The organism is Aestuariimicrobium sp. G57 (genome assembly GCF_050110855.1).
Taxonomy (GTDB): domain Bacteria; phylum Actinomycetota; class Actinomycetes; order Propionibacteriales; family Propionibacteriaceae; genus Aestuariimicrobium.
Genome location: NZ_JBNINW010000001.1, coordinates 225,157 through 249,762 on the forward strand (window position 1 = coordinate 225,157; position 24,606 = coordinate 249,762).

The 24,606-nt window shown below is 67.9% G+C and carries 21 protein-coding genes; 13 read left to right on the forward strand and 8 right to left on the reverse strand.

Translation table 11 applies throughout. From position 1 onward, the window contains the following. Positions 1 to 89: 89 nt before the first annotated feature. The 3 genes from ACQCX5_RS01060 to ACQCX5_RS01070 all read left to right on the forward strand — a co-directional run bounded on the left by ACQCX5_RS01060 (position 90) and on the right by ACQCX5_RS01070 (position 3,725). On the forward strand, positions 90 to 1,463 hold the full coding sequence (locus tag ACQCX5_RS01060; RefSeq protein WP_434540701.1) for an L-serine ammonia-lyase: 1,374 nt from the start codon (positions 90 to 92) through the stop codon (positions 1,461 to 1,463). 124 nt (positions 1,464 to 1,587) lie between these two features. Further along, positions 1,588 to 3,288 carry an ABC-F family ATP-binding cassette domain-containing protein gene (locus ACQCX5_RS01065; protein ID WP_434540171.1) on the forward strand — a complete coding sequence of 567 codons (1,701 nt, stop codon included), beginning with the start codon at positions 1,588 to 1,590 and terminating at the stop codon, positions 3,286 to 3,288. Next, entirely contained in the window at positions 3,285 to 3,725 is a 441-nt protein-coding gene (locus ACQCX5_RS01070; protein WP_434540172.1) for a YchJ family protein, read from the forward strand. The genes ACQCX5_RS01065 and ACQCX5_RS01070 overlap by 4 nt, the downstream gene beginning before the upstream one ends. Before the next feature lie 4 nt (positions 3,726 to 3,729). On the opposite strand, the gene ACQCX5_RS01075 is transcribed toward ACQCX5_RS01070, so the two are convergent. From ACQCX5_RS01075 to ACQCX5_RS01100, 6 genes are all read right to left on the reverse strand, one after another. Then, positions 3,730 to 4,989: a M23 family metallopeptidase gene (locus ACQCX5_RS01075; protein WP_434540173.1), complete on the reverse strand. Its 1,260-nt coding sequence runs from the start codon at positions 4,987 to 4,989 to the stop codon at positions 3,730 to 3,732. Positions 4,990 to 5,103: 114 nt separating this feature from the next. Further along, positions 5,104 to 5,805, reverse strand: a complete 702-nt coding sequence (locus ACQCX5_RS01080; protein ID WP_434540174.1) for a DUF6882 domain-containing protein — start codon at positions 5,803 to 5,805, stop codon at positions 5,104 to 5,106. A gap of 19 nt (positions 5,806 to 5,824) precedes the next feature. Next, entirely contained in the window at positions 5,825 to 7,888 is a 2,064-nt protein-coding gene (locus ACQCX5_RS01085; RefSeq protein WP_434540175.1) for an NAD(+) synthase, read from the reverse strand. Then, complete coding sequence (locus ACQCX5_RS01090; protein ID WP_434540176.1) at positions 7,885 to 8,283, reverse strand: (deoxy)nucleoside triphosphate pyrophosphohydrolase; 399 nt, start codon at positions 8,281 to 8,283, stop codon at positions 7,885 to 7,887. Before ACQCX5_RS01090 ends, ACQCX5_RS01085 begins: the two co-directional genes overlap by 4 nt. Continuing rightward, positions 8,280 to 8,867, reverse strand: coding sequence for an HhH-GPD-type base excision DNA repair protein (locus ACQCX5_RS01095; RefSeq protein ID WP_434540177.1), 588 nt, complete (start codon positions 8,865 to 8,867; stop codon positions 8,280 to 8,282). Before ACQCX5_RS01095 ends, ACQCX5_RS01090 begins: the two co-directional genes overlap by 4 nt. 33 nt (positions 8,868 to 8,900) lie before the next feature. Then, the gene (locus ACQCX5_RS01100) at positions 8,901 to 9,788 is read right to left on the reverse strand and encodes an aldo/keto reductase (protein WP_434540178.1); all 888 of its coding nucleotides are present in this window, start codon (positions 9,786 to 9,788) and stop codon (positions 8,901 to 8,903) included. Positions 9,789 to 9,834: 46 nt separating this feature from the next. On the opposite strand from ACQCX5_RS01100, the gene ACQCX5_RS01105 reads away from it, so the two are divergent. Genes ACQCX5_RS01105 through ACQCX5_RS01120 form a run of 4 tightly spaced genes read left to right on the forward strand, consistent with a single transcriptional unit; the run spans position 9,835 to position 13,282 of the window. Then, positions 9,835 to 10,377: a DUF6328 family protein gene (locus tag ACQCX5_RS01105; protein ID WP_434540179.1), complete on the forward strand. Its 543-nt coding sequence runs from the start codon at positions 9,835 to 9,837 to the stop codon at positions 10,375 to 10,377. A 34-nt stretch (positions 10,378 to 10,411) separates the two neighbouring features. Beyond that, positions 10,412 to 11,521: a LolA family protein gene (locus tag ACQCX5_RS01110; RefSeq protein ID WP_434540180.1), complete on the forward strand. Its 1,110-nt coding sequence runs from the start codon at positions 10,412 to 10,414 to the stop codon at positions 11,519 to 11,521. Further along, positions 11,518 to 12,459, forward strand: coding sequence for an ABC transporter ATP-binding protein (locus tag ACQCX5_RS01115; protein ID WP_434540181.1), 942 nt, complete (start codon positions 11,518 to 11,520; stop codon positions 12,457 to 12,459). The genes ACQCX5_RS01110 and ACQCX5_RS01115 overlap by 4 nt, the downstream gene beginning before the upstream one ends. Beyond that, positions 12,449 to 13,282, forward strand: coding sequence for an ABC transporter permease (locus ACQCX5_RS01120; RefSeq protein WP_434540182.1), 834 nt, complete (start codon positions 12,449 to 12,451; stop codon positions 13,280 to 13,282). Before ACQCX5_RS01115 ends, ACQCX5_RS01120 begins: the two co-directional genes overlap by 11 nt. Position 13,283: 1 nt before the next feature. On the opposite strand, the gene ACQCX5_RS01125 is transcribed toward ACQCX5_RS01120, so the two are convergent. Beyond that, positions 13,284 to 14,687: an MFS transporter gene (locus tag ACQCX5_RS01125; RefSeq protein WP_434540183.1), complete on the reverse strand. Its 1,404-nt coding sequence runs from the start codon at positions 14,685 to 14,687 to the stop codon at positions 13,284 to 13,286. After that, entirely contained in the window at positions 14,684 to 16,057 is a 1,374-nt protein-coding gene (locus ACQCX5_RS01130) for an MFS transporter (RefSeq protein ID WP_434540184.1), read from the reverse strand. Before ACQCX5_RS01130 ends, ACQCX5_RS01125 begins: the two co-directional genes overlap by 4 nt. A gap of 257 nt (positions 16,058 to 16,314) precedes the next feature. Here ACQCX5_RS01130 and ACQCX5_RS01135 point away from each other — a divergent pair, with 257 nt between their 5' ends. Genes ACQCX5_RS01135 through ACQCX5_RS01160 form a run of 6 tightly spaced genes read left to right on the forward strand, consistent with a single transcriptional unit; the run spans position 16,315 to position 24,572 of the window. Continuing rightward, positions 16,315 to 17,121 (forward strand): helix-turn-helix transcriptional regulator, encoded by an 807-nt coding sequence (locus tag ACQCX5_RS01135; RefSeq protein WP_434540185.1) that lies wholly within the window; start codon positions 16,315 to 16,317, stop codon positions 17,119 to 17,121. Beyond that, a complete protein-coding gene (locus ACQCX5_RS01140) occupies positions 17,118 to 20,846 on the forward strand; it encodes a nitrate reductase subunit alpha (protein WP_434540186.1) in 3,729 nt (1,242 codons plus the stop codon). Before ACQCX5_RS01135 ends, ACQCX5_RS01140 begins: the two co-directional genes overlap by 4 nt. Positions 20,847 to 20,879: 33 nt before the next feature. Further along, positions 20,880 to 22,541, forward strand: a complete 1,662-nt coding sequence (narH, locus tag ACQCX5_RS01145) for a nitrate reductase subunit beta (RefSeq protein ID WP_434540187.1) — start codon at positions 20,880 to 20,882, stop codon at positions 22,539 to 22,541. Then, the gene (narJ, locus tag ACQCX5_RS01150; RefSeq protein WP_434540188.1) at positions 22,541 to 23,305 is read left to right on the forward strand and encodes a nitrate reductase molybdenum cofactor assembly chaperone; all 765 of its coding nucleotides are present in this window, start codon (positions 22,541 to 22,543) and stop codon (positions 23,303 to 23,305) included. The genes narH and narJ overlap by 1 nt, the downstream gene beginning before the upstream one ends. Further along, positions 23,302 to 24,042, forward strand: a complete 741-nt coding sequence (narI, locus tag ACQCX5_RS01155) for a respiratory nitrate reductase subunit gamma (RefSeq protein WP_434540189.1) — start codon at positions 23,302 to 23,304, stop codon at positions 24,040 to 24,042. Before narJ ends, narI begins: the two co-directional genes overlap by 4 nt. A 2-nt stretch (positions 24,043 to 24,044) precedes the next feature. Next, positions 24,045 to 24,572, forward strand: coding sequence for a DUF6457 domain-containing protein (locus tag ACQCX5_RS01160; protein ID WP_434540190.1), 528 nt, complete (start codon positions 24,045 to 24,047; stop codon positions 24,570 to 24,572). Positions 24,573 to 24,606 lie beyond the last annotated feature (34 nt).

The window sequence follows — 24,606 nt, forward strand, 5'->3', positions numbered from 1 at the left end:
GGACAGCAATCGCTTACTACGATGAGGCTTGTCGAGGCGGACAGCAGCCGAGGCAGGACAGGAGCCGAGTGACCACGTCAGTCTTCGAGATGTTCAAGGTCGGCATCGGTCCGAGTTCGTCCCACACCGTCGGCCCAATGGTCGCGGCGCGCCGGTTCGTCACCGACCTGCGCGATTCGGGTCTGCTGACCGAGGTGCGTCGGGTCGAGGTGACGTTGTGCGGCTCCCTGGGGGCCACCGGCCGCGGCCATGCCAGCGACCGCGCCGTCGTGATGGGGCTCGAGGGTGCTCGTCCACGCAGCGTTGACCTGGCCTCGTTCGCGACCCGGCTTGAACGACTCGCCGACGACTCGCACATCGGGCTTGCCGCGAACGTGGACGAGGCGCCACACCCCATCGACTTCGACCCCGACCGCGACCTGCTGCTGGTCTCACGCAAGCGGTTGCCGCGCCACCCCAACGGCATGGTCTTCACCGCCGAGCTGGCCGATGGCGAGACCGTCGAGCGCACCTACTTCTCTGTCGGCGGTGGTTTCGTGGTCGAGGGCGACGAACCCGAGCACATCAGCTCCCCGGGCGCACCACTGCCCCATCCGTTCGACTCTGCCGCGCAGTTGCTGCAACGCTGCCACGAGCACGGCTGGACGATCCCCCAGTTGGCCCTCGAGAACGAACGCGCACTCGGGGTGGTGCCCGCCGCCGAGGTCGAAGCCGAGGTCGCCCACCTGTGGCAGGTGATGAGTGACTGCATTGACCGTGGGCTGGTCACGCACGGCACGCTGCCCGGACGCCTCGCGGTGCGCCGGCGTGCACCAGAACTGCACCAGCGGCTGCTCGACCAACAGATCGCGCCCGGGCATCGCGACGAACTGGCCACGATTGACTGGCTCGGGGTGTGGGCCATGGCCGTCAATGAAGAGAACGCCGCGAGCGGCCGGGTGGTCACCGCACCCACCAACGGGGCCGCCGGGGTGATCCCGGCCGTGCTGCGTCACGTCGTCAGCTGTGCTCCTGCCAACCCGGACCAGGTGGTGCTCGATTTCCTGCTCACTGCCAGCGCCGTCGGGTCGATCATCCGCCGCAACGCCTCGATCTCGGGGGCCGATGTCGGCTGCCAGGGCGAGGTCGGGTCGGCTGCGGCGATGGCGGCCGCCGGCTTCGCCCAGGTGGAGGGCGGCACCCCTGAACAGGTGCTCAACGCCGCCGAGATCGCCATGGAGCACCACCTGGGCATGACCTGCGACCCGGTGGGCGGACTGGTGCAGATCCCGTGCATCGAACGCAACGCGATGGGCGCGGTGAAGGCGTTGATGGCCGCCCGGTTGGCGCTGTCGGGCGGCGACGTGCAGAAGGTCAGTTTCGACACGGTGGTCGAGACGATGCTGCGCACCGGACGCGACATGAGTGACAAGTACAAGGAGACGTCGACCGGCGGACTGGCGGTGAGCATCATCGAGTGCTGAGCGGGTTATCCGTTTGGCGATGCGGAGTTGGCCGGGTTAACCTCGACGGCATGTGGAACTGAACCTCGTCCTTGTCGGCGCGTGGGCACTGCCCCGCCGGCACCCGTCGACCCGAGGTTCCACCATGTCCCACCCCACTGCCCTGCTCGAACGCGGCGCACACCTGCGCGCTGACGGCATCAGCAAGTCCTACCCCGACCGCCGCGTGCTCACCGACGTCTCGCTCACTGTGCCCGCCGGCGAACGGCGTGCGCTGATCGGCGAGAACGGCACCGGCAAGTCGACGCTGCTGCGCATCCTCGCCGGTGTCGAGCCCGCTGACTCCGGTGAGCTGCATGCCCCCGGACGCGTCGGCCTGCTCTGGCAGCAGTTGCCGTTCGAACTCACCGCCACCCTCGCCGAGGTGGCCGAGGACGCCCAGGCGGCGCCCCGCGCCGCCCTGCAGGAGTTCGACGACGCCACGGCTGCGCTGGCCGGTGCCCCGCACGACGGCGCTGCGGCCCACCGCTATGCCGCCGCCCTCGAGGTAGCGACCCACGCCGACGTGTGGAACCTCGACCGACATGTCGACATGGTGCTCGACGGTGTGGGTCTCGGCGGGCTCGACCCCGCCCGCCCCACCGGTGAACTGTCCGGCGGCCAGCGCGCCCGCCTCGCGCTGGCGTGGCTGCTGCTCGCGCGTCCGGACACGCTGCTGCTGGACGAGCCGACCAACCACCTGGACGACCACGGCGTGGCCTTCCTGGCCGAGATGCTGGCCACCTGGGCGGGGCCGGTGCTGTTCGCCAGCCACGACCGTGCGTTCCTCGACGAGGTGGCCACCGGCATCATCGACCTCGACCCGGCACCGCGCCCCCACACGCTGCTCGACGGGCTCGGTGAGGGGCCGGCGAGCGGGGTCGGCACGACCGCCTGGACCGGCACCTTCACCGACTACCTTGCCGCCCGCCGCGACGAGTACGACCGGTGGCAACGCCAGTACCGCGACGAGCAGGACGAGCTCAAGCGCCTGCAGCAGCAGCTGAGGGCCAGCCACCAGGTCGGCCACGCCGGCGCCACGCCGCGCACCGAGGGCAGGGCGGCCAAGAAGTTCTATGCCGACCGCAACGCCACCGTGGTCTCACGCCGGGTCAACGACTTCACTGCCCGACTCGACGAGCTGAAGACCCAGCAGGTCGCCAAGCCGCCGGCGCTCTTCGATTTCGCCGGTCTGGACATCGCCCCGCGCACGCCCCACGGCGTGCCCTCGGTCGTGCTGGCCGCATCCGGGGTCGCGGTCGACGGTCGCCTGCAGCCCACCAGCATCACCATCGGCCGCAGCGAGAAGTGGCTGGTCACCGGCGCCAATGGCAGCGGCAAGTCGACGCTGCTGAAGCTGCTGGCCGGCCAGCTCGCGCCCGATGCCGGCACGGTGACCAGCCCGCGCCAGGTCACGCTCGCCATGCTCGACCAGGATGTCGACCTCGACCCGGACCTGTCCCCCGCACAAGCCTATGCCGACCGGCTCGGCATCGCACGGGCCGAACAGGTGCCGCTCGGCCAGTTCGGCCTGGTGCACCCGCGCGACCTGCACCGTCGGCTCGGCTCTCTGAGCGTGGGCCAGCAGCGCCGACTCGCGCTGGCGATCGTCCTCGCCGGGGCTCCCGACGTGCTCGTGCTCGACGAACCGACCAACCACTTCTCGCTGGCGCTGGCCACAGCGCTCGAGCAGGCCCTGCCCAGCTACCCCGGAGCCGTGGTCATCGCGAGCCACGACCGCTGGCTGCGCCGCGCATGGACCGGGCTGCGACTCAGTCTCGACGGTTCGGGCACAATCGAGGCGTGACTTCTGAATCGTTCTTCGCCAATGCGCCCCGCGACCTTGCCCCGGACGCCGACTGCCCCTGCGGGCGGGACAAGGCCTACGGCGACTGCTGCGGGCGCTACATCGACCAGCGCGACGTGCCCCCGACGGCTGAGGCCTGCATGCGCTCGCGCTACACCGCCTATGTGCTGCGCAATGGCGACCACCTGTTCCGCACCTGGAGCCCGAAGACCCGCCCACAGACCATCGACCTCGAGAACATCAACTGGTCGGGCCTCGAGATCAAGGCGACCCGGCTTGGTGGGGTGCTTGATGCCACCGGGCAGGTGGAATTCATCGCCCACTGGCTGCTCGAGGACGGTCACCAGGCTGACCTGCACGAAGTGAGCGACTTCGAGAAGCGCGGCAACCGCTGGGTCTACGTCAGCGGCGAGCACCACTTCCACAACGCCGGCTGACAGGTCAGGGGGCGGCGGGCAACGTCGAGGACGGTTCGCTGGGTGCCGAGGTGTCCGCCGCAGCGGTGGCTGCCTCGCTGGTCGCGGAGGCCGGGGAGGTGGCTGGCTCGGACGTGGCTGGCGCCGGCGTGGTCGGTGCGGGAGTCGATGGCGGGGTGCTGGTCGCTGGCGGGGTCGATTCCGCGGGCGAGGTGGCGGGCGGGGACGATGTCGCCGGCACTGACGGGGTGGGCGTTGTCGACGGGCTGGGTGATGTTGACGGGCTGGGTGATGTCGACGGTGAGGGCAGCGGCCGCGTCGGCTTCGGACATGCCGACGCGCCGGCGCCCGGTGATGTCGACGGCTTCGGCGACAACGACGACAGCGGACCCTGGCTCACGCAAGGCTGGGCCGAGGGACTGGCGCTCGGTGATGCGCTGGCCGATGGGCTCGGCGGGGTGACGACCCGCACGTCACGCATCTTCGACAGGTCGACGATGACGGCCTTGCCGTTCAGCCACGGCAGCGGGTCGGTGAACTGGCCGTCGGCAAGCACCTCGAAGTGCAGGTGGCAGCCCGTGGAATAGCCCGTCGAACCGACCAGACCGACGCCGTCCCCTGCCTTCACCTTCTGCCCGGGCGTGACCCCGATCGCGGACAGGTGGTTGTAGGTCGTCTGCACCCGGTGACCGCCCAGCATGCCGTGGTCAATCTTCACCTGGACACCATTGCCACCGGCCCAGCCCGTCGAGACGACGACGCCATCCGCCGCCGCACCCACCGGCACCCCGCAGCCGACGCCGAAGTCGATGCCGGTGTGCAGCTTGTAGACACCCAGGATCGGGTGCAGCCGCATGCCGAATGACGAGGTGATCGCGCCCGGGACCGGCATCGAGAGCAACGAGCCTGACGCGACCTTCACGCGCTTGACCGCAGTCTTGACGATCACTGTCGGCTTGGACAGCACGGCGGTGTCCTCGCCGGGCGCATGGGTGTCGATGCTGGGGGTCGAACTGGTGCCCACACCCGGGGGCTTGCCATGCCCCGACTTCGGCACCGCGGTCGGCACTGTGGTGGTCGTCTGCATGGGCTCGAGCTGGCCCAGGTCGGCGCGCTGCACCGAGCTGCGGTTGGTGATGACCGTGCGGGCGTCGGATTGCTGCTGCTGGGCCGGTACCGCCCGGGTCACTGTCGGGATGGCGACGGTTGCAGCGGCGACCGCCCCGACCATGCAGGCGGTCGAGACGAGCGAGCCGAGCGCCGCGCGCAGCCCGCGTGTCACCATGACGCCCCTCCACCTTCCCGCGACGCTGTTACGAAATCCACGCTACGCCGCCATTGGGTCGCTGTCACGGGTGTTCAGGCACCAGACAGGCGGCGTGCAAGGTTTCTGCAAGGTTCAGCCCACGACCTGCGGGGCGCCGTCCTCGCCGAAGGCCACCGTCACGGTGCCGTCCTGCACCGCCAACTGCAGCGAGCCGAAACCCTCACCCCACTGGTAGCTGATGCCTCGTCCCTGTGCATAGCCCTGCACCGCCCGACGCGCGTCGCTGACCAGGCCGGTGCCGGTCGCGTTGCCGACCAGCGCCGTGACCGAGGCGACCGTGGGTGCCGGGGGCATGAACCCGGCGGGGTCGAGCAGCAGGACGACCTGGGCGGTACCGGCCGGGACCAGGTGGGCGGTGGGCATGCCGGTGATGCGGCACGCCACGGCCGCGAGCGCGAGCGGATGGGTGGCCACCTGGCCGTCCGGCACCGGGTGCTCGGCCTCGGCCAGCTGCGCGATGCCCTGCCCGGTCCCGAAGTCACGCACGCGCGACGACAGGATCGAGATCGGCTTCTCGGCGTACTCGGGCATGGCCCACGCCCACCTGGCCACCGCCGGATCGGCCTGGACGACAGCCGCGATGTGCATGGGCACGACCACCTCGTTGCGCTTGACCAGTCGTGGCAGGAACGTGATCTGGCGACGGTCCAGGTCGACCTTGGCCTGGTCACTGCCGCCACCGGTCTGTGCATCGATGAAGTCTGCGAAGGCGAGATGGTTTTCCAGGTGCAGCAGGATGGAATCGTCCAGCACGTTCTCGTACGTCAGGGCCATGGCTCCCACCCTATGCTGCTCAGGCCTGCGGCACCTCGCGCTCGAGCTCGGCGAGCCAGGCGGCCGACGACACGTCCGAGGGCATCCGCCAGTCGCCACGCGGGCTCAACGCACCACCGGCCAGCACCTTGGGCCCGTTCGGGATGGCCGAGCGCTTGAACTGGTTCGAGAAGAACCGCTTGTGGAAGGTCATCAGCCACTGGCGGATCGTCGCCAGGTCATACTCGGTGCGCTCGTGGTCTGGATACCCGGCGGGCCACTGCCCCGCGTCGATGTCATGCCAGGCATGCCAGGCGAGGAAGGCAGTGCGCCCCGGACCGCTGCCCAGACGCAGCAGCTGGTACAGGGCGAAGTCGTGCAGCGCATAGGGCCCGATCGAATCCTGCGTCGACTGCGGTTTCTCGCCCTCTTTGGTGGGGATCAGCTCGGGGGTGATCTCGGTGCCCAGGATCGACAGCAGCGTCTCATTGACGTCGTCGGCGAAGATCTTCTCGCTGACCACCCACCTGATCAGGTGCTGCATCAGCGTCTTCGGCACGCCGGAGTTCACGTTGTAGTGGCTCATGTGGTCACCCACGCCGTAGGTGCACCAGCCCAGCGCCAGCTCGGACAGGTCGCCGGTGCCCACCACGATGCCGCCTCGCTGGTTGGCGATGCGGAAGAGGTAGTCATACCGCAGGCCTGCCTGCACGTTCTCGAACGTGACGTCATAGACCTCTTCGCCGCTACCGAATGGGTGGCCCATGTCCTTGAGCATCTGGGTGGCTGCCGGGCGGATGTCAAGCGTCTCGAAGGTGACACCGAGTTGTTCGGACAGCTTCTGGGCATTCGACTTGGTGTGCTCGGTGGTGGCGAACCCGGGCATCGTGTAGGCGAGGATCTCGCTGCGGTCGCGGCCCAGTCGGTCCATGGCCCGGGCGCAGACGATCAGCGCATGGGTCGAGTCGAGCCCTCCCGAGACACCGATGACGGGACGGGCGCCGCCAGGCTTGTCACCGCCGATGGCCCGCAGCCGGGTCTCGAGTCCTGCCACCTGGATGTTGTAGGCCTCGTAGCAGTCGAGCGCCAGCCGCGATGGGTCGTCCGGCACGAACGGGAACCGGTCGACATGGCGGCGCAACCCGATGTCGTCGCGCGGCGCGTCGAGCGTGAACGACACCCGACGGTAGTCATCGACCACCCCGGCCAGCGCCCGCCGGTTGTCGTCGAAGCTTCCCTGGCGCACGCGTTCGGCGCGGATGCGGCGGCAATCGACGTCGGCGATGGTGGCCACCGGCTGCTGGCTGAACCGGTCGGACTGGCCCAGCAGGTCGCCGAGTTCGAAGATAAACGTCTGGCCGTCCCAGGCAAGGTCGGTGGTCGACTCGCCGGTGCCCCCGGCCGCGTACAGGTAGGCCATCAGGCAACGCGCGGACGCCGAGCGCCCCAACAGCAGCCGGTCTTCGGCGCGCCCGATCGTGATGGGCGAGGCCGACAGGTTCACCTGGACCGTGGCACCGGCCAGCGCGGCCTGCGCCGACGGGGGCACCGGCACCCACATGTCCTCGCAGATCTCGACGCCGAGCACGAAGTCGGGGTTGTCACGGGCCTCGAACAGCAGGTCGTTGCCGAACGGCACCTGCTCGCCGCCGAGCTGGATCGTCTCACCGCGGACGTCGTCCCCGGGCGCGAACCATCGCCGCTCATAGAACTCGCGGTAGTTGGGCAGGTACGACTTGGGCACCACACCCAGCACGGCCCCGCGGTGCAGCACGACCGCGCAGTTGTAGGCCCGGTTGCGCCACACCAGGGGGGCGCCCACGACGACGACTGGCAGCTTGTCGGTGGTGGCGACCCGGACGGTCTCGATCGCGGCCAGCGCGGCGTCGAGCAGGGGCTGTTGCAGCAGCAGGTCGTCGATGGCATACCCGGTGATCGACAGTTCGGGAAAGACGACCAGCCCGACCGACTCACCGTGCAGGTGGTTGATCGCCTCGACCACCCGGGCGGCGTTGGCCTCGGGCTGGGCGGGTGAGATGGGCATCGAGGTCGCCGCCACCCGGACGAAGCCGTGGTGGTAGGCGGAGCGGAAGGCAGCCGTCATGGTGTCATCGTGGCATACACGGCAGCCGCGAGCGCGACATCTGCGGGCAACCAGTCGAGCGCCGCGAGGTCGTCCGGGGCCACCCAGCACAGGTCGTGGTGGTCGTCACCGACGGTTGGGTCGGACTGGCTGGTGGCGAAGAAGGCGCGCAGCTCGAGGTGGTCGTTGATGGGCCAGTGGCCGTGGTCGGGGCCGGGCAGTTCGTCACCCAGGGTGACCTCGATGCCGAGTTCCTCGCCGATCTCGCGCACCAGCCCCTCACGGGCAGACTCCCCCGGCTCGGTCTTGCCGCCCGGGAACTCCCACTTGCCCGCGAGCTGGGCCGGGTAGGCCCGTTGGGCCGCGAGCACCCGGCCATGCCCGTCGACCAGGATGGCGGCGACGACGAGCCTCACCCGAGTTTTGCAGCTTTCGCCGCGGCCTTGGCCTCTTTCTTGGTGGCGCGCACCTTGGCCAGCGATTCGGGGTCGCTGATGTCGGCGGCGGACCGGAAGCCGGGCTGGCCGTAGTCACCCGCCGACTGCTGCCAGCCGGGCAGGTGGAGGCCGCGGGTCTTGCCGAGCATCGCCAGGAAGATCTGGGCCTTCTGCTGCCCGAAGCCGGGCAGCGCCTTCAGCCGCTTGAGCACGGTGGCGCCGTCGACGAGCGCGCCGTCGGGGCCGCGCCAGAGGTTGGCGGCTTCGCCGTCCCACTCGTCGACGAGCACCGTGCACAACTGGTGCAGCCGGGTGCCCATCGACCCGGGGAACCGGTGGATCGCCGGCGCCACACTGGCGATGGCCACGAACTCGTCGGCAGGCAGTGCAGCGATCTTCGCCACGTCGAAGCCACCCATGCGCTCGGCCAGCACCGCGGGTCCCGAGAACGCCTTCTCCATGGTCACCTGCTGGTCGAGCAGCATGCCGCACAGCAGGGCGTTGTCATTGCGCGCCAGCAGGGCGTCGGCGTCGGGGTTGCCGGTCAACCAGAAATCAGCCATGCCCCGAGCCTAACCGCACCTGCAGGGTGGCCGTCACTCCGTGAGCAGCCGCGCGTTCAGCACGTCCAGTTCTGCCTCGGTCAGCTGCAGGTCCATCGCCTTCGCCGAGTCGATGATCGACTCCGCGCGGGTGGCGCCGGGGATCGGGATGACATGGTCGCCGAGCGCCAGTTCCCAGGCGAGTGTCACCTGCTGCGGGCTGACGCCGTGGTTCTGGGCCACGGCACGGATTTCGGGGAACCGGTCCCCCAGCCCCTTCGCGTAATGGCCGGCCCCCAGCGGCGAGAACGGCACGAACGCGATCCCGCGGTCACCACACCAGCGCAGTTCCTGCCACGAGGTGTGGTTGAACCGTGGCGAGAACTCGTTCTGCACGGCCGCGAGCCCGCCCTCGCCCAGCACCTCGACGGCGACCTGGATCTCTTCGACATTTGCGTTCGAGACGCCGACCTCCCTGATCTTGCCCTCGTCCTTGAGCTGCTTCAGCGCCGCGACGCCGTCTGCATACGGTCGGGTGCGGTCGGGACGGTGCCAGTAGAACAGGTCAATCGCCTCGACCCCCAGCAGGCGCAGCGCCTTCTCGACGGCCCCGCGCAGGTACTCGGCCGACCCGTTGCGGCCCCAGCCCTCGCCCTCGTACCGGGCGATACCACCCTTGGTCGCCACCACGACGTTGTCGCGGTCGCCGCCCCACTGCTGCAGGGCCTTGGCAACGAGTGCCTCGTTGTGGCCCATGGTGTCCCACGTCGGGGCATAGATGTCGGCGGTGTCGACCAGGGTGATGCCGGCGTCGAGCGCCGCATGGATCGTGCGGATCGCGGCAGACTCATCCACGATGGGCCCGTTGCGCAACGACAGGGGCATGGCCCCGTACCCGATGGCTGAAACGGTGAACTGTCCAAGGCGACGCTGAGGTGTCATGCCACGAATACTAGGGACCCGGGCCCGCGTGACATAGGTTGGGGTGATGGAAGCTGCGCCCGACCAAGGCCGCCATGAGACCCCGCTCGAGGGCTGGGACCGCAATCTGGGCGACCTGCTGCAGGAGTTGCGCGTGCTGCAGACCGGTCCACAGATCCTCGCCGGTTTCCTGCTGATCCTGCCCTTCCAGTCGCGGTTCGACGAGCTTTCCCGCGCGCAGCTCATCACCTACCTGGTCGGCCTTGCCCTCGCTGTGCTGACCGTGCTGCTGCTGATCGCGCCGGTCGGGGTGCACCGGGCGGCGTTCCACCGCCGCCACAAGCAGCAAGTGGTGCAGCTGGCCCATGTCTTCACGCGACTGGGGCTGGCCATGCTGGGACTGTCGATGAGTGTGGTGCTCGGGTTCATCTTCAGCGTCGTGCTCTCGCCCGCCTCGGGCTGGTGGGCGGGCGGCCTCGCCGTGGTCGCGTTCACCGCCGGTTGGTTCGTCCTGCCCCTGTGGCTCAGCCGGGTGTGGGACGAGCAGGACCAGGCGTCCGGTACCACCCCGGGCGACCCCGAACAATCCCCCAACCAGACCCGGGTCTGATGCTTTTCGCGTCGCTGCGAGCAAGAATTGGACCATGAGTGTGCTGCAGCGTCATCCCCGTCTTCGCTGGCTCGTGCCACTGACCGCCCTCGCGCTGGTCGCCGGTGTCCCCGCCGCAACCCAACGACTTGCCCAGGCCGACCCCGGCCTGCCGCCCCGCACCGCGGAACAGCTGCTGACCGACCTGGCCACGGCGAAGCCGCGCCCACTGTCGGGCACCGTGCAGCAGGACATGAACCTGGGCCTGCCGACCCTGCCGAACATCGGCGGTGGCTCGACCGGTGACCTGTCACCCCTGACCCTGCTCACGGGCCAGCACACCTGGAAGCTCTGGACCAATGGCTCCGACTCGTTCCGCGTCGCCAAGGTGAACGGCTCGGACGAGATCAACGTGATCCACAACCCGCAGGTCACCTGGGTGTGGAACAGCCAGACGCGTGAGGCGGTCAAGACGACCCACACGGAAACGCAGAAGCGGCCGTCCCCCTCGACGACGCCCACCATCACCCCGGACGCGGCTGCCAAGAAGGTGCTGGCGGCCATCGAGCCCACCACCGCCGTGACCACGGACTCGGCCACCACGGTCGCCGGGCGTGATGCCTACCAGCTGGTGCTGACGCCCAAGGCTGAGGGCAGCAAGGTCGCCAAGGTGTTGCTGGCCATCGACGCCGAGACCAAGCTGCCGCTGCGCGTGCTCGTGACGGCCACCGGGGCCACCACCCCCGCGGTCAACATCGGCTACACGAGCATCACCTACGCCGATCCCGACCCGGCGAACTTCCAGTTCACCCCGCCGGCTGATGCCAAGGTGTTGACGGCCGAGCAGAAGGCTGCGCAGCAGAAGGACGAGTCGGGCAAGACCCCCGACCCCAACACCACGCCGAAGACCCAGGACAAGCCGGCCTCGTCGAAGACAGTCGGCGAGGGCTGGACCGTCGTGCACGTCACCAGTGTCCCCGCCGGCACGCTCGACACGACCGACCCGACCGTGGCACAGCTGCTCGGCCAGTTCCGTGACGTCAGCGGCGCCTGGGGCAAGGGCAAGCTGCTCGAGACTGCGCTGTTCAGCGTCGTGCTGACCGACGACGGCCGTCTGGCCGTCGGCCCGGTGCAGCCCTCGCTGCTCTACGCAGCCCTCTCGTGAGCGAACCTGCGCCCGAGCACGCCGTCGCCAGCACCGGACTGACCAAGCGCTTCGGCAAGCGCAACGCCGTCGATGGCATCGACCTGGCTGTGCCGGCCGGTGCCGTCTATGGCTTCCTGGGGCCCAACGGTTCGGGCAAGACGACGACGATCCGCATGCTGCTGGGCCTGATCATGCCCACGGCGGGCACCGCCACCGTGCTGGGGCACATGGTCCCCGACCAGGTGATCCTGGCGCTGCCCAGGGTGGGTGCCATGGTCGAGGGCCCGGCGATGCATGGCCACCTGAGTGGACGGGCGAACCTCGGCAGGCTCGACATGGCTGATGCCACTGCCGACCCGCGCACCCGCAAGCAGCGCATCGGCGAGGCCCTCGAGCGGGTCGGTCTGCAAGCCGCGGCCCACAAGAAGTTCAAGGCCTATTCGATGGGCATGCGCCAACGCCTGGGCATCGCAGCGGCCCTGATGCGCCCGCACGACCTGTTGGTGCTCGACGAACCCACGAACGGTCTCGACCCGCAGGGCACGCGCGAGATGCGCCGACTGGTCACGTCACTGGCCGACGACGGGTCGACCGTGCTGGTCAGCAGCCACCTGCTCAGTGAAGTGGAGCAGATGTGCACCCACATCGGGGTCATGAGCCATGGGCGGCTGGTGGCCCAGGACTCCCTCGAGGGGTTGCAGTCGAAGGCCACGGGCCAGGTGCGTCTCGAGACCCCCGACCCGGACCTTGCGCGCGGGGTGTTTGCGGCGTCCGGGCTGGTCGGCATCCAGGTCGACGGCCATGAGGTGCGTGCCGACGCGGGCGAGGTGGCACCTGATGACCTCGTGCGGGCCCTGGTGGCGGCCGACGTGCGGGTGCGCTCGTTCACCACCACCGGCCACCGCCTCGAAGACCTGTTCGTCGAGCTCACAGGGGAGGGCTTCAATGTCGACTGAGGTCCGCCGCCACCGCGGGTCGTTCTGGCGGTTGTTCGGCTCGGAAATGCAGCTGATGCTGAGCAAGTGGCGCAACCGCATCGGCATGGGGGTGCTGGCCCTGTTCCCGATCATGGTCACCATCGGCATGTGGCAGGACTCCCGCAGCGGCGGCATGTCCGAAGCCATCGGCGGGGTCACCAACGGCCTCGTGGTGGCCATGCTGGCCCTGATCGCCGAGTCGGCCATGTTCCTGCCGCTCGCGGTGGCGATGCTCTCGGGTGACTCAATCGCCGGCGAGGCGAACCAGGGCACCCTGCGCTACCTGCTCACGGTGCCCGTCGGACGCACGCGCCTGCTGGCGGTGAAATACCTCTCGCTGATGGTCGGCGCGGTCATCGGCACAGTGATCGTGCTCGTGGTCGGCGCCGTGCTGGGCACGATCGTGCTCGGCGGCGGCACCTCGGCCAGTCTCTCGGGAACCACCATGAGCTACGGGCAGACCCTGTGGCGGCTCGTGATCGCCGGCGGCTATGTCTGCCTGATGCTCTGGGCCATCGCGGCCATCGGGTTGTTCTTCTCGACGCTCGTCGACCAGCCGATGGCCGTGACCGTCGCCGTGATGGTGGTCGTGGTGCTGATGTGGATCCTGCTCACGGTCAACCAGCTCGACTGGCTGCACCCGTGGCTGCTCACCCACCGCATGCAGGCCTTCCTCGACGTGATGCGTGACCCGATCCACTGGTCCACGATGCGCACGGGCGCGTTGGTGGCCCTGGGCTACATCGTGGTGTTCACCAGCCTTGCCTGGGCGCGTTTCACCGGCAAGGACATCTCGACCTGAGTCAGCTCTTCTTCGGCGCCCCCGGACGCGCATAGCGCCACCAGGTGATCCCGGTGCACATCACGGCCCAGGCCACGCCGATCCAATAGAACGGTACGACGCCCAGCGTGGTCAGGCCGATGCCGAACAGGAATGGGCCGAAGGCGGCGATGGCGGCTGTCCAGCCGATGACGCCACCGGCCTGGCGCTTCTCGAAGATCATCGGCATTTGCTTGAACGTCGAGGCGTTGCCGATGCCGCTGAACAGGAAGATCAGCAGCATGCCCCACAGGAACCGTTCGAAGCCCGCCTCGAGGGTGGCCGCCGAGGTGAGGTCGGGGGTCAGTCCGCCGATCGTCCACCAGATCGACCCGATCAGGCCGATACCCGACACGAGGGTCCAGATGGCGCCGCCCATCCTGTCGGTGAGCGGGCTGAACAGCACGCGAGCGCCGGCGCCGACGAGCGGGCCGAGGAACACATAGGTCGCCGCATCGGGCACGTCATAGCCGGCGATCAGGATCTGTGCGCTCGCCCCGGACCCCTGCACGATCTGGGCATTGCCCGCGCCGTACAGGTTGTTCATCAGCAGGCCGAACTGGGCCGACAACCCCGAGAACGTGCCGAAGGTCATGATGTAGAGCAGGGTCATCCACCACGTGTCCTGGTTGCGGAAGATGTCGAACTGCTGGCGCACGTTGGCCTTGATGGGCACCGACTTGAGGTAGCGCCAGGCCAGGAAGGCCCCGATCAGGATGAAGGGCAGCCAGATGAATGATGCCGCTTGGTACCAGACCTGCTGGTCGGGCTTCCCGGGGACCTTCATGTTCTGGCTGATGCCCAGCCACCAGAACATGCCGAAACCGATGATCCAGGGCGTGAGCAGCTGCACCAGCGAGACGCCGAAGTTGCCGATGCCCGCCTGCAGGCCCAGAGCGGTGCCCGAGAGGCGCTTGGGGAAGAAGTAGGACGTTGAGGGCATGAAGCCAGAGAACGCGCCGCCGCCGATGCCGGCCAGGAAGGCCAGCACCAGCAGTTCCCAATAGGGCGCGGTGCCGGGCAGCATGGTGCGCACCCCCCAGCCGAGCACGGGGAAGAACAGCAGCAGCGTCGTCAGGGTGACCATCTTGCGGGTGCCCATGATGGGCGGCAGCACCATCCAGAACAGCCGCAACAGTCCGGCGGCGAGTCCTGGGGTGGCCGCCAGCCAGTACAGCTGGCCCTTGCTGAACGTGTAGCCGATGGAGTTGAGCTTGGGGATGATCGCACTCGGCAGGAACCAGGCGACAAAGCACATGGTCAGGCTGAACGTGGTGATCCAGAGCGTGCGCCAGGCCAGCTTCTTGTCCCACGTCTCTTCGTTCTCGGGGTCCCAGCTGGTCAGCCATTCAGTGCCTGAGCGGACGTCTGTGGTGTTGGTGCTCATGCGCGGGTCTCCTCACGGAAGGGGTCGAGTGCCGGGGCGAATGTGGGGCTGGTGGGTGAGGCGGGGACGTCGATGTCGTCCTCGAGGTGCGGTGATTCGGCGTGCAGCATGCGGTGGATCGTCAGGTGCATCCACGCCAACGAGATGGCCGTGACAAGGAACAGGATCGCGAAAGTGGAGTTCGCCATACCGGTGAGCTGCTTGGCATAGGCGAACATCGGGGGCAGGAAGAATCCCCCGAGACCACCAAGCATGCCAACGAGTCCACCGACCGAGCCGACATTGTCGGGAAAATAGGTGGGGATGTGCTTGTAGACCGCGGCCTTGCCGATACCCATCGCGCAGCCGATGAGGAACACCAGGGCGACGAAGCCCCACAGGCTGATGGTGTAATGCATGACTTCGGCACGGCTGCCGTCCGGCTGGTACAGCACGATGTGGCCGTTGGGCATCATCAGCACCCCGGACGCCGCGAGCATCACCAAGAAGGTGAAGTACATGGCGCGCCTGGCGCCCCAGCGGTCGCTGAGCCAGCCGCCCACCGGCCGCAGCAGTGACGCCGGGAAGATGAAGGTGGCGGTCAACAATCCGGCGGTGGTGAGGTTCACGCCGAAGTTGTCGACGTAGTACGCCGGCAGGTAGGCCGACAGGGCCACATAGGCACCGAACACGACCACGTAGTACAGCGCGAAGCGCCACACCCGCACATCGCGCAGCGGCACCAGCATCTCGGCGATGGTCTTCGAGGCGCCGGGCACGTGGTCGTGGCGCGGGGTGACGAAGTACATGGCCACGGCGCAGGCCAGCAGTAGCACTGCGTAGATCACCGGGATCAGGCGCCAGCCACCGACGATGCCGAGGCCGTACGTGGCACCCGCGGTGGCCAGGATGAGCGGCGGACCGATGAACTTGGTGACCGAGGCGCCCACATTGCCGGCGCCGAAGACCCCGAGGGCGAACCCCTTGCGTCCCGGGCTGAACCAGGCGTTGTTCCAGGCCACGCCGACCGAGAAGCTGTTGCCGACGAAGCCGACCAGGAAGGCCAGCACCAGCAGCATGGGGTAGCTGTTGGCGAAGCTCACCGCGAAGGCGGCGACGGCACCGACGACCAGCATCACCAGCATGACCCTGCGGCCACCGATGCGGTCGGCGAGCATGCCCGCCGGCAGCCGCCACATCGACCCGTTCAGCACCGCGACGGCGCTGATCCAGCTGAGCTCGACATCACTGAGTCCGAACTCGGCCTGGATGGGCTTGCCGAGGATGCCGAACATCAGCCACACGGCGAACATCAGCGTGAAGGCGATCGTCGACATGGTCAGCACCCGTGCCGCTCCGGGCACCTGGCGCTGCTCTGCGCTTTCAACCATGACGGACTCCTGAATAATTTGGAGGAAGATCCTTTTAATTGGCTGTCGGCATCCGTCTATTCGGAGCCTCAGGAGGATCACACCATAGGCCGCCCCTTGCCGTCAACTACCTCGTGTAGTAGCTTCATCCCCGCTGGATTCCTAGTCCGGCGTGGAATTTGCCATCCGACGCACGTGCCAACGCCCCATCTGGCTATGCTCGTGGCAACATCCTGCAAATCGAATGCAACGAAGCCGTCCAATGAACGAGGGATGCAGTGTCTGAACACTCTGGGTCTGCACCAGCAGCGCAGCCGCTCGACGAGCTGTCCTCACCCGTGCGCAGGGCGATCGTCGACCTGCTGGCGAACCTGCCTGCGCTCGCCCCGGCCGGCGAACCCAACCGCTCGGGCGGGTTGACCGCGGCCGACCTCGCCGCCCGCCTCGACCTGCACGTGACCACCGTGCGCCACCATCTGGAACGCCTGGTCGCAGCCGGGCTCCTCGACCAGCGTGACGAACGCTCCGGGGTCGGACGTCCACGTCGTCACTACACAGTGAACGGTGGTCACCTGGGCGGGGCGGGCGCAGCACCCACCCACGACGCCCCGGCCCACGAGACCTATGCCTTCGAGCTGCTCGCCAGCGTGCTGGCCGAGGGCATGGCCAGCGGCGATGGTCCGACTGCCACCGAGGCGGGGCGACGTTGGGCACGGGCGCACGCCGCCGCACTGGTCGGGGACAACCCGATCACCGCGCCGGCGGACTCCCCCGGCACGTGGCTGGCCAAGATCGGCACCGTCATCGACATGCTCGACCGCTGGGGCTACGAACCCACCCTCAACACCCGTGACGCCGGCCGGACCGCCGACATCCGGTTGCACCACTGTCCCCTGCGCACCCTGGTCCAGACCCACCCGACCGTCGCCTGTGGGGTGCACCGGGGGGTCATCGAGGGGACCCTCGAGGCCATCGGCGAGTCGCAGGTACACGTGGGCCTGGTGCCCTTCACCGAGCCCGACCTGTGCATCGCCCACCTCACCACCGACGCCCAGTTCCAACCCGCGAAAGGCGCACGACCATGACTGATGTCCAGCCCCGGCCCAGCTCCCGTCTCGACAGTCCCCTCGAGGACGCACTCATCGGCGCGGGCAAGTTCTTCACCCGCGGCGAAGTGTCCGCCGACAACCGGGCGGTGTTCAAGCAAGGTGGCGGCAGTGACTGGTTCTACCGTGACCGCTGGGCCTACGACAAGGTCGTCCGCTCGACCCACGGCGTGAACTGCACCGGGTCGTGCTCGTGGAAGGTCTACGTCAAGGACGGCATCATCACATGGGAGGCCCAGCAGACCGACTACCCGTCAGTCGGTCCTGACAAGCCCGAGTACGAACCCCGCGGCTGCCCCCGCGGTGCTGCCTTCTCGTGGTACACGTACTCCCCCACCCGCGTGCGCTACCCCTACATGCGGGGCGTGCTGCTCGAGATGTACCGGCAGGCGAAGGCCGAGCACGGTGACCCCGTGCTGGCGTGGGCCTCGATCGTGCAGGACCCCGAAAAGGCGAAGCGCTACAAGTCGGCCCGCGGCAAGGGCGGCCTGGTGCGTGCGACCTGGGAGGAGGCTGTTGAGCTCGTCGCCGCCGCACAGGTGTACACCATCAAGCGCTGGGGGCCCGACCGGATCGCAGGCTTCTCGCCCATTCCGGCCATGTCGATGGTCTCGCACGCGTCGGGCGCCCGGTTCACCAGCCTGATCGGTGGCACCATGCTCAGCTTCTATGACTGGTACGCCGACCTGCCCGTAGCCAGCCCCCAGGTGTTCGGCGACCAGACCGACGTGCCCGAATCGGGTGACTGGTGGGACGCCGGCTACCTGATCATGTGGGGCTCGAACGTACCGCTGACCCGCACCCCGGACGCGCACTGGATGACCGAGGCGCGCTACCGCGGCCAGAAGGTGGTCGCGATGTCCCCCGACTACGCCGAGAACGTGAAGTTCGCGGACGAGTGGCTGCCGGTCGCCCCGGGCACTGATGCGGCGCTGGGCATGGCCATGGGGCACGTGGTGCTGAAGGAATTCTTCGTCGACAAGCAGGTGCCGTACTTCGAGGAGTACACCCGCGCCTACACCGACCTGCCGTTCCTGGTCACGCTCGACCAGGCCTCGTCCGATGGTGAGGGCACCGTCTACCGACCCGGCAAGAACCTGGTCGCCGGCGACTTCGACAACGCCGAGGCGGGCAGTGAGAACGCCATGTTCAAGCCGGCGCTGTGGGACACGGTCACCGACGCCCCGGCGATTCCCAATGGCACGCTGGGCCACCGTTTCGGCGACGAGGGCATGGGCAAGTGGAACCTCGACCTGGGTGACCTGGTGCCCGCGCTCACACTGCAGGCTGCAGAGGCCGGGTCGTCCGGGGTGGCAGAGGTCGAACTGCCGCTGTTCGACTCCCCCGATGGCGAGCCCACCCTGGTGCGCCGTGGTGTGCCGGTACGCCGGATCGGTGACCGGCTGGTCACCACCGTCTTCGACTTGATGCTTGCCCAGTACGGCGTGGGTCGTCCGGGACTGCCGGGCGACTGGCCGACCGGCTACGACGACGAAACCGGCGCCTACACCCCCGCGTGGCAGGAAGCCATCACCAATGTCCAGGCTCACCTGGTCACCCGTGTGGCCCGCGAGTTCGCCCAGAACGCCGCCGACACCCGCGGTCGGTCGATGATCCTGATGGGTGGTGGCACCAATCATTGGTACCACTCCGACCTGATCTATCGGACGATGATGATGCTGACCACCATCACCGGTTGCCAGGGACGCAATGGCGGTGGCTGGGCGCACTACGTGGGTCAGGAGAAGGCCCGCCCCATCACCGGGTGGGCGCAGATGGCCTTCGGACTGGACTGGTCACGTCCGCCGCGGCAGATGATCCAGACGGGTTACTGGTACATCAACACCAACCAGTGGCGCCATGACACTTTCGATGCCGATGTGCTGGCTGCTGGCGATGCCGGCAATGGTCTGTTCAAGAACACCTCGACGGCCGACCTGTTCGCCCAGTCGGCGCGCTCGGGCTGGATGCCCAGCTACCCGACGTTCGACCGCAACCCGTTGACATTGGCCGACGACGTCGCCGCCTCGGGCAAGCCTGTCGGTGAGTACGTGGCGCAGTCGCTCAAGGACGGCTCGCTGAAGTTCGCCGTCGAAGACCCCGATGCCGAAGAGAACTGGCCGCGGGTGCTGATGCTGTGGCGGGCCAACCTGTTCGGCAACTCGGCCAAGGGCGATGAATACTTCCTCAAGCACCTGCTCGGCACGGACAATGCCGTCACGGCTGCCGAGACCCCCGAGCATCTTCGTCCCCAGCACATCAGATGGCGTGACGAGGCACCCCAGGGCAAGCTCGACCTCGTCCTGACCCTCGACTTCCGCTCGACCAGCTCGACGCTGATGAGCGACGTCATCCTGCCGGCGGCGACCTGGTACGAGAAGCATGACATCAACACCACCGACATGCACCCGTTCGTGCACCCGTTCACCCCGGCCATCAACCCGCCGTGGCAGTCGAAGACGGACTGGGAGACGTTCGCGCTGATCTCGAACAAGTTCTCAGAACTGGCACGGACGCACCTGGGCACACGCACCGACGTGGTGGCCGTGCCGCTGATGCATGACTCCCCCGACGCGATGGCCACGCCGCATGGCATCGTCGCCGACTGGAAGACCGGTGAGGTCGCCCCGGTGCCGGGCGTGACGATGCCGAAGTTGGTGCTCGTCGAGCGCGACTACACCACCATCGGCGAGAAGTACGGATCGGTGGGTCCCCTGCTGGACAAGCTGGGCACCACGACGAAGGCTGTCACAGTCGACGTGAATGACGCGATCACCTATCTCAAGGGCAAGAACGGCGTGCGCTCCGGCGGCGTCGCCGACGGGCGTCCGAAGCTCGACAACGGCATCAATGTCGCCGAGGCGATCATGGGACTCGCCGGCACCACCAACGGACACCTGGCAACGCAGGGGTTCAAGACCCTCGAGAAGCGCACGGGCACCCAGCTGCACGACCTGGCGGCCGAGCATGAAGGCAAGATCATCACGTTCAACGACATCGTCAGCCAGCCCACGCCGGTGATCACCTCGCCGGAATGGTCCGGTTCCGAGTCGGGCGGGCGACGCTATTCGCCGTTCACCATCAATGTCGAGCGGTTGAAGCCCTGGCACACGTTGACAGGTCGACAGCACTTCTACCTCGACCACGACTGGATGGACGCGCTCGGTGAGAAACTGCCGACCTATCGCGGCCCGTTGAACATGACCCAGCTGTTCGGCGAGACGCCCCTCGGCGAGACCAACGAGCTCGGCGTCTCGGTGCGCTACCTGACCCCGCACTTCAAGTGGGCGATCCACAGCCAGTACCAGGACAACTGGTTCATGCAGAACCTGTCGCGCGGCGGCCAGCAGGTCTGGATGAGCGTCGAAGACGCCCAGCGCGTCGGCATCGACGACAACGACTGGATCGAGCTGGTCAACCGCAACGGTGTCGTCGCGGCACGCGCCATCGTGTCGCACCGCATGCCGAAGGGCACGGTGTACATGTACCACTCCCAGGACCGGCTCATCGACGTGCCGCTCACCGAGACCAACGGACGGCGCGGCGGCATCCACAACTCGATGACCCGCATCCTCATCAAGCCGAGCCACATCATCGGCGGCTACGCCCAGTTGGCCTTCGCCTTCAACTACCTCGGGCCCACCGGCAACAACCGCGACGAGGTGACGATGCTGCGCAAGCGCACCGCCCCCCTGGCCTACTGATCACCAGCCCCCAGAGCACAGGAGACACAGATCATGCGCATCATGGCCCAGATGGCAATGGTGATGAACCTCGACAAGTGCATCGGTTGCCACACCTGTTCGGTCACCTGCAAGCAGGCATGGACGAACCGCACCGGCATGGAGTACGTCTGGTTCAACAACGTCGAAACCAGGCCGGGGCTCGGCTATCCCCGCACCTATGAGGACCAGGAGACCTGGAAGGGTGGCTGGGAACTCGGCCGCAACGGTCGGCTCAAGCTGAAGGGCGGCGGTCGGCTCAAGAAGCTGCTGACCATCTTCAACAACCCGAAGCTGCCAGAGATCGACGACTACTACGAGCCGTGGACCTATGACTACGAGAACCTGCTGAACGCACCTGCGTCGTCGAAGACGTTCCCGGTGGCCCGGCCCCACTCGATGCTCGACGGGCGTCCGATGAACCCCCAGTGGGGCGCCAACTGGGACGACGACCTGGGCGGCACCTACAAGACCGGCCACAAGGACCCGATGCTGAAGGGCATCGAGGACAAGGTGACGTTCGAGTTCGACCAGTCGTTCATGTTCTACCTGCCGCGCATCTGCGAGCATTGCCTGAACCCCACCTGCGCCGCGTCGTGCCCCTCAGGTGCGATCTACAAGCGTGAAGAGGACGGGATCGTGCTGGTCGACCAGGAGCGCTGCCGCGGCTGGCGGATGTGCGTCTCGGGGTGCCCGTACAAGAAGATCTATTTCAACCACTCGACCGGCAAGGCCGAGAAGTGCACCTTCTGCTACCCGCGCATCGAGGTGGGCATCCCCACGGTGTGCTCCGAGACCTGCGTGGGACGACTGCGCTACATCGGCCTGATGCTCTATGACGCCGACCGGGTGCTCGAGGCCGCGTCGACGAAGGATGAGAAGGGGTTGTACGAGGCCCAGCGCAGCGTCTTCCTCGATCCGCGCGACCCCGAGATCGCCGCCGAGGCCGAGCGCCAGGGCATCCCGTCAGACTGGATCGAGGCCGCGAAGAAGTCGCCCGTACGGCGACTGATCCAGGACTACCGGGTGGCGTTGCCGCTGCACCCGGAATACCGCACCATGCCGATGGTCTGGTACATCCCCCCGCTGAGCCCGATCGTCGACGCCGTGCGCGAGACCGGTGAGGATGCCGAGGAGGCCGGCAACCTGTTCGGCGCCATCGATGCCCTGCGGATCCCGCTGGAATACCTGGCCAACCTGTTCACTGCAGGGGACGTGGCCCCGGTGCGTCGCGTGCTCGACAAGCTGGCGGCGATGCGCTCGTACATGCGCGACATCAACCTGGACCGCGAGCCCAACGAGGAGATTGCGGCGGCCGTGGGCATGACCGGGGTCGAGATGCGCGAGATGTTCCGACTGCTGGCGATTGCCAAGTACGAAGAGCGCTACGTCATTCCCACCGCGCATGCCGAACAGGCCCATTCGCTCGAGGAACTGGCCACCGACTGCCCCGTCGGTGAGGGCGGCCCGGGTGCGTTCGGCGGTGGCTCGGGCGGGCCGGTGCCGGTGGCGATCCAGACGCTGCGCGAGACGAAGGCCCGCATGCAGGCCGATGAAATGAGCCAGGTGCCGGGTGCTGTGAGCTACCTCGAATGGGATGGCAAGGGCATGCCGGGCAAGGCGTCGCCCGACGATGTCGCCGCCCGCCATGGCATCCCGGGCGAGGAGCGTGGCTGATGTCGCCCCTTGCCCCCATGGAATGGCTCGGGCGCCTCAAGCGCCGGGAACCGTCGGCGCAGGCGGCGTCCGGGGTGCGCCACTACGGTGAACCCACGCTCGACGACGCCACCCTGCGCGGCGTCTGGCAGGTGTGTTCGTTGCTGCTCGGCTACCCGGACGACCGGTTGCTGGGGTTGTTGCCGGCGATCAGGCGGTCGATTGCGAGGTTCCCTGACGAGGCTGCAGGACCGCTGCTGGGTCTGGTGAAGCACCTCGAGTCGACGCCAATGTCGCCGCTGCGCACCGCGTATGTCGAGACGTTCGACACCACCCGCAAGTGCGCCCTGCACCTCACCTATTACGCCCATGGCGACACCCGCAAGCGCGGCATCGCGCTGGTCCAGTTCAAGCAGGCGTTCCGACGGGCGGGGCTCGAGGTCACCGAGGACGAGCTGCCTGACCACCTCGCCGTGGTGCTGGAGTTCGGGGCCACCGGCGATGTCGCCGTCGCCTGGAAGCTGCTGAACGACCACCGCGCCGGCATCGAGTTGCTGCAGTGGGGTCTCGACGCGAAATCCTCGCCGTGGGCCGGCGTGGTCACGGCATTGCGGACGACCCTGCCACCGCTCGACGGCGGCCAGGAAGAGGCCGTCCGCAAGCTGCTCGCCGACGGACCGCCAGACGAAGAGGTGGGCCTCGACGGCTACTCGATCGACCCGCTGCTCAACCCACATCCCAACGACGACCAATTGCTTCTTGAATCACTAGGAGACCCGCGATGAACACCTTCCTGTGGGCCGTGTTCCCCTACCTCGCCATGGCCGTGTTCGTCGTCGGCATCATCTGGCGCTATCGCTATGACAAGTTCGGCTGGACGACGCGCAGCTCGCAACTGTACGAAAGCAGGTTGCTGCGGATCGGCAGTCCACTGTTCCACTACGGCATCCTGATGGCCGTGGTTGGGCATGTGATGGGCCTTGTCATCCCGAAGTCGTGGACCGATGCCATCGGCATCGACCAGCACAGCTACCACCTGATCGCAGTGATCGGCGGTCTGGTGGCCGGGGTGATGATCTGCGTCGGGTTCGCGATCCTGGTGTTCCGACGGCGCACCGTCAAGACGGTGTTCAACGCGACCACCGTCAATGACAAGGCCATGTACCTGGTGCTCGGCGTCACGATCCTGTTCGGCATGTGGAACACCATCTCGACGCTGATCAGCGATGAGTACAACTACCGCGAGGGTGTCTCGCCGTGGTTCCGCAGCATCTTCACGTTCCAGCCGCAGGTCGACCTGATGGCCGCAGCGCCATTCCAGTTCCAGGCGCATGCTTTCATCGCGTTCCTCTTGATCCTGATCTGGCCGTTCACCCGCCTCGTGCATGTGTTCAGCGCGCCGTTCCAGTACATCTTCCGCCCCTATGTGGTCTACCGCAGCAAGGGCGAGGTGTCCCGGGGCGGGGCCACGCCGCATGCCCCGGCTGACACCTGGCGCAGCCCGACCGCCCGCAGGAGGTAGTCATGCCGAAGCCACCCCTCGATGTCGCGCCGTGGCGGGCATGGCTCGACCACGTCTGTGGGGCGCTGGATGTCGATGTGCTGCTCGTCGACCCCCACTTGGTGCATGCCCTGACCAGCGAGGTTGCCGAACGCTGGACTCGAGCGATGGCGCCGGTATCTGCGGCGCTGTGGGGCATGGCCGGGGTGACGGACGACGCCCGGGCGAAGGTGGTGGCTGCGGCGCAGACGGCTGCGGCGGTGCCCGGCGGTGAGCAGGACCCGGCGGCGTGGGCGCGTTTCGTGGACGACGCGTGCGCGCGGCTGGGGTTGGATCGCCGGCTGGTCGACGAACTGGCCATCCTGGACTTGACCAGACAGGTGGCGCACGCCGGGGCCCGTCCGGTGGCCCCGGTGGCGGCGTTCGTGTGGGGGGTGGCGATGGCGTCGGGTGGTGGCGCAGGCGATGGCGGTGGCGACGCGGCGCCCGAGGTGGTCATGGAAAGGCTGCGGTCAGCTGTCGCCTCGGCTCCGACGCCAGCCACGGTCTGAGGGCATGCCGGGGTGCGGCGGGTGCGGCTGGGTG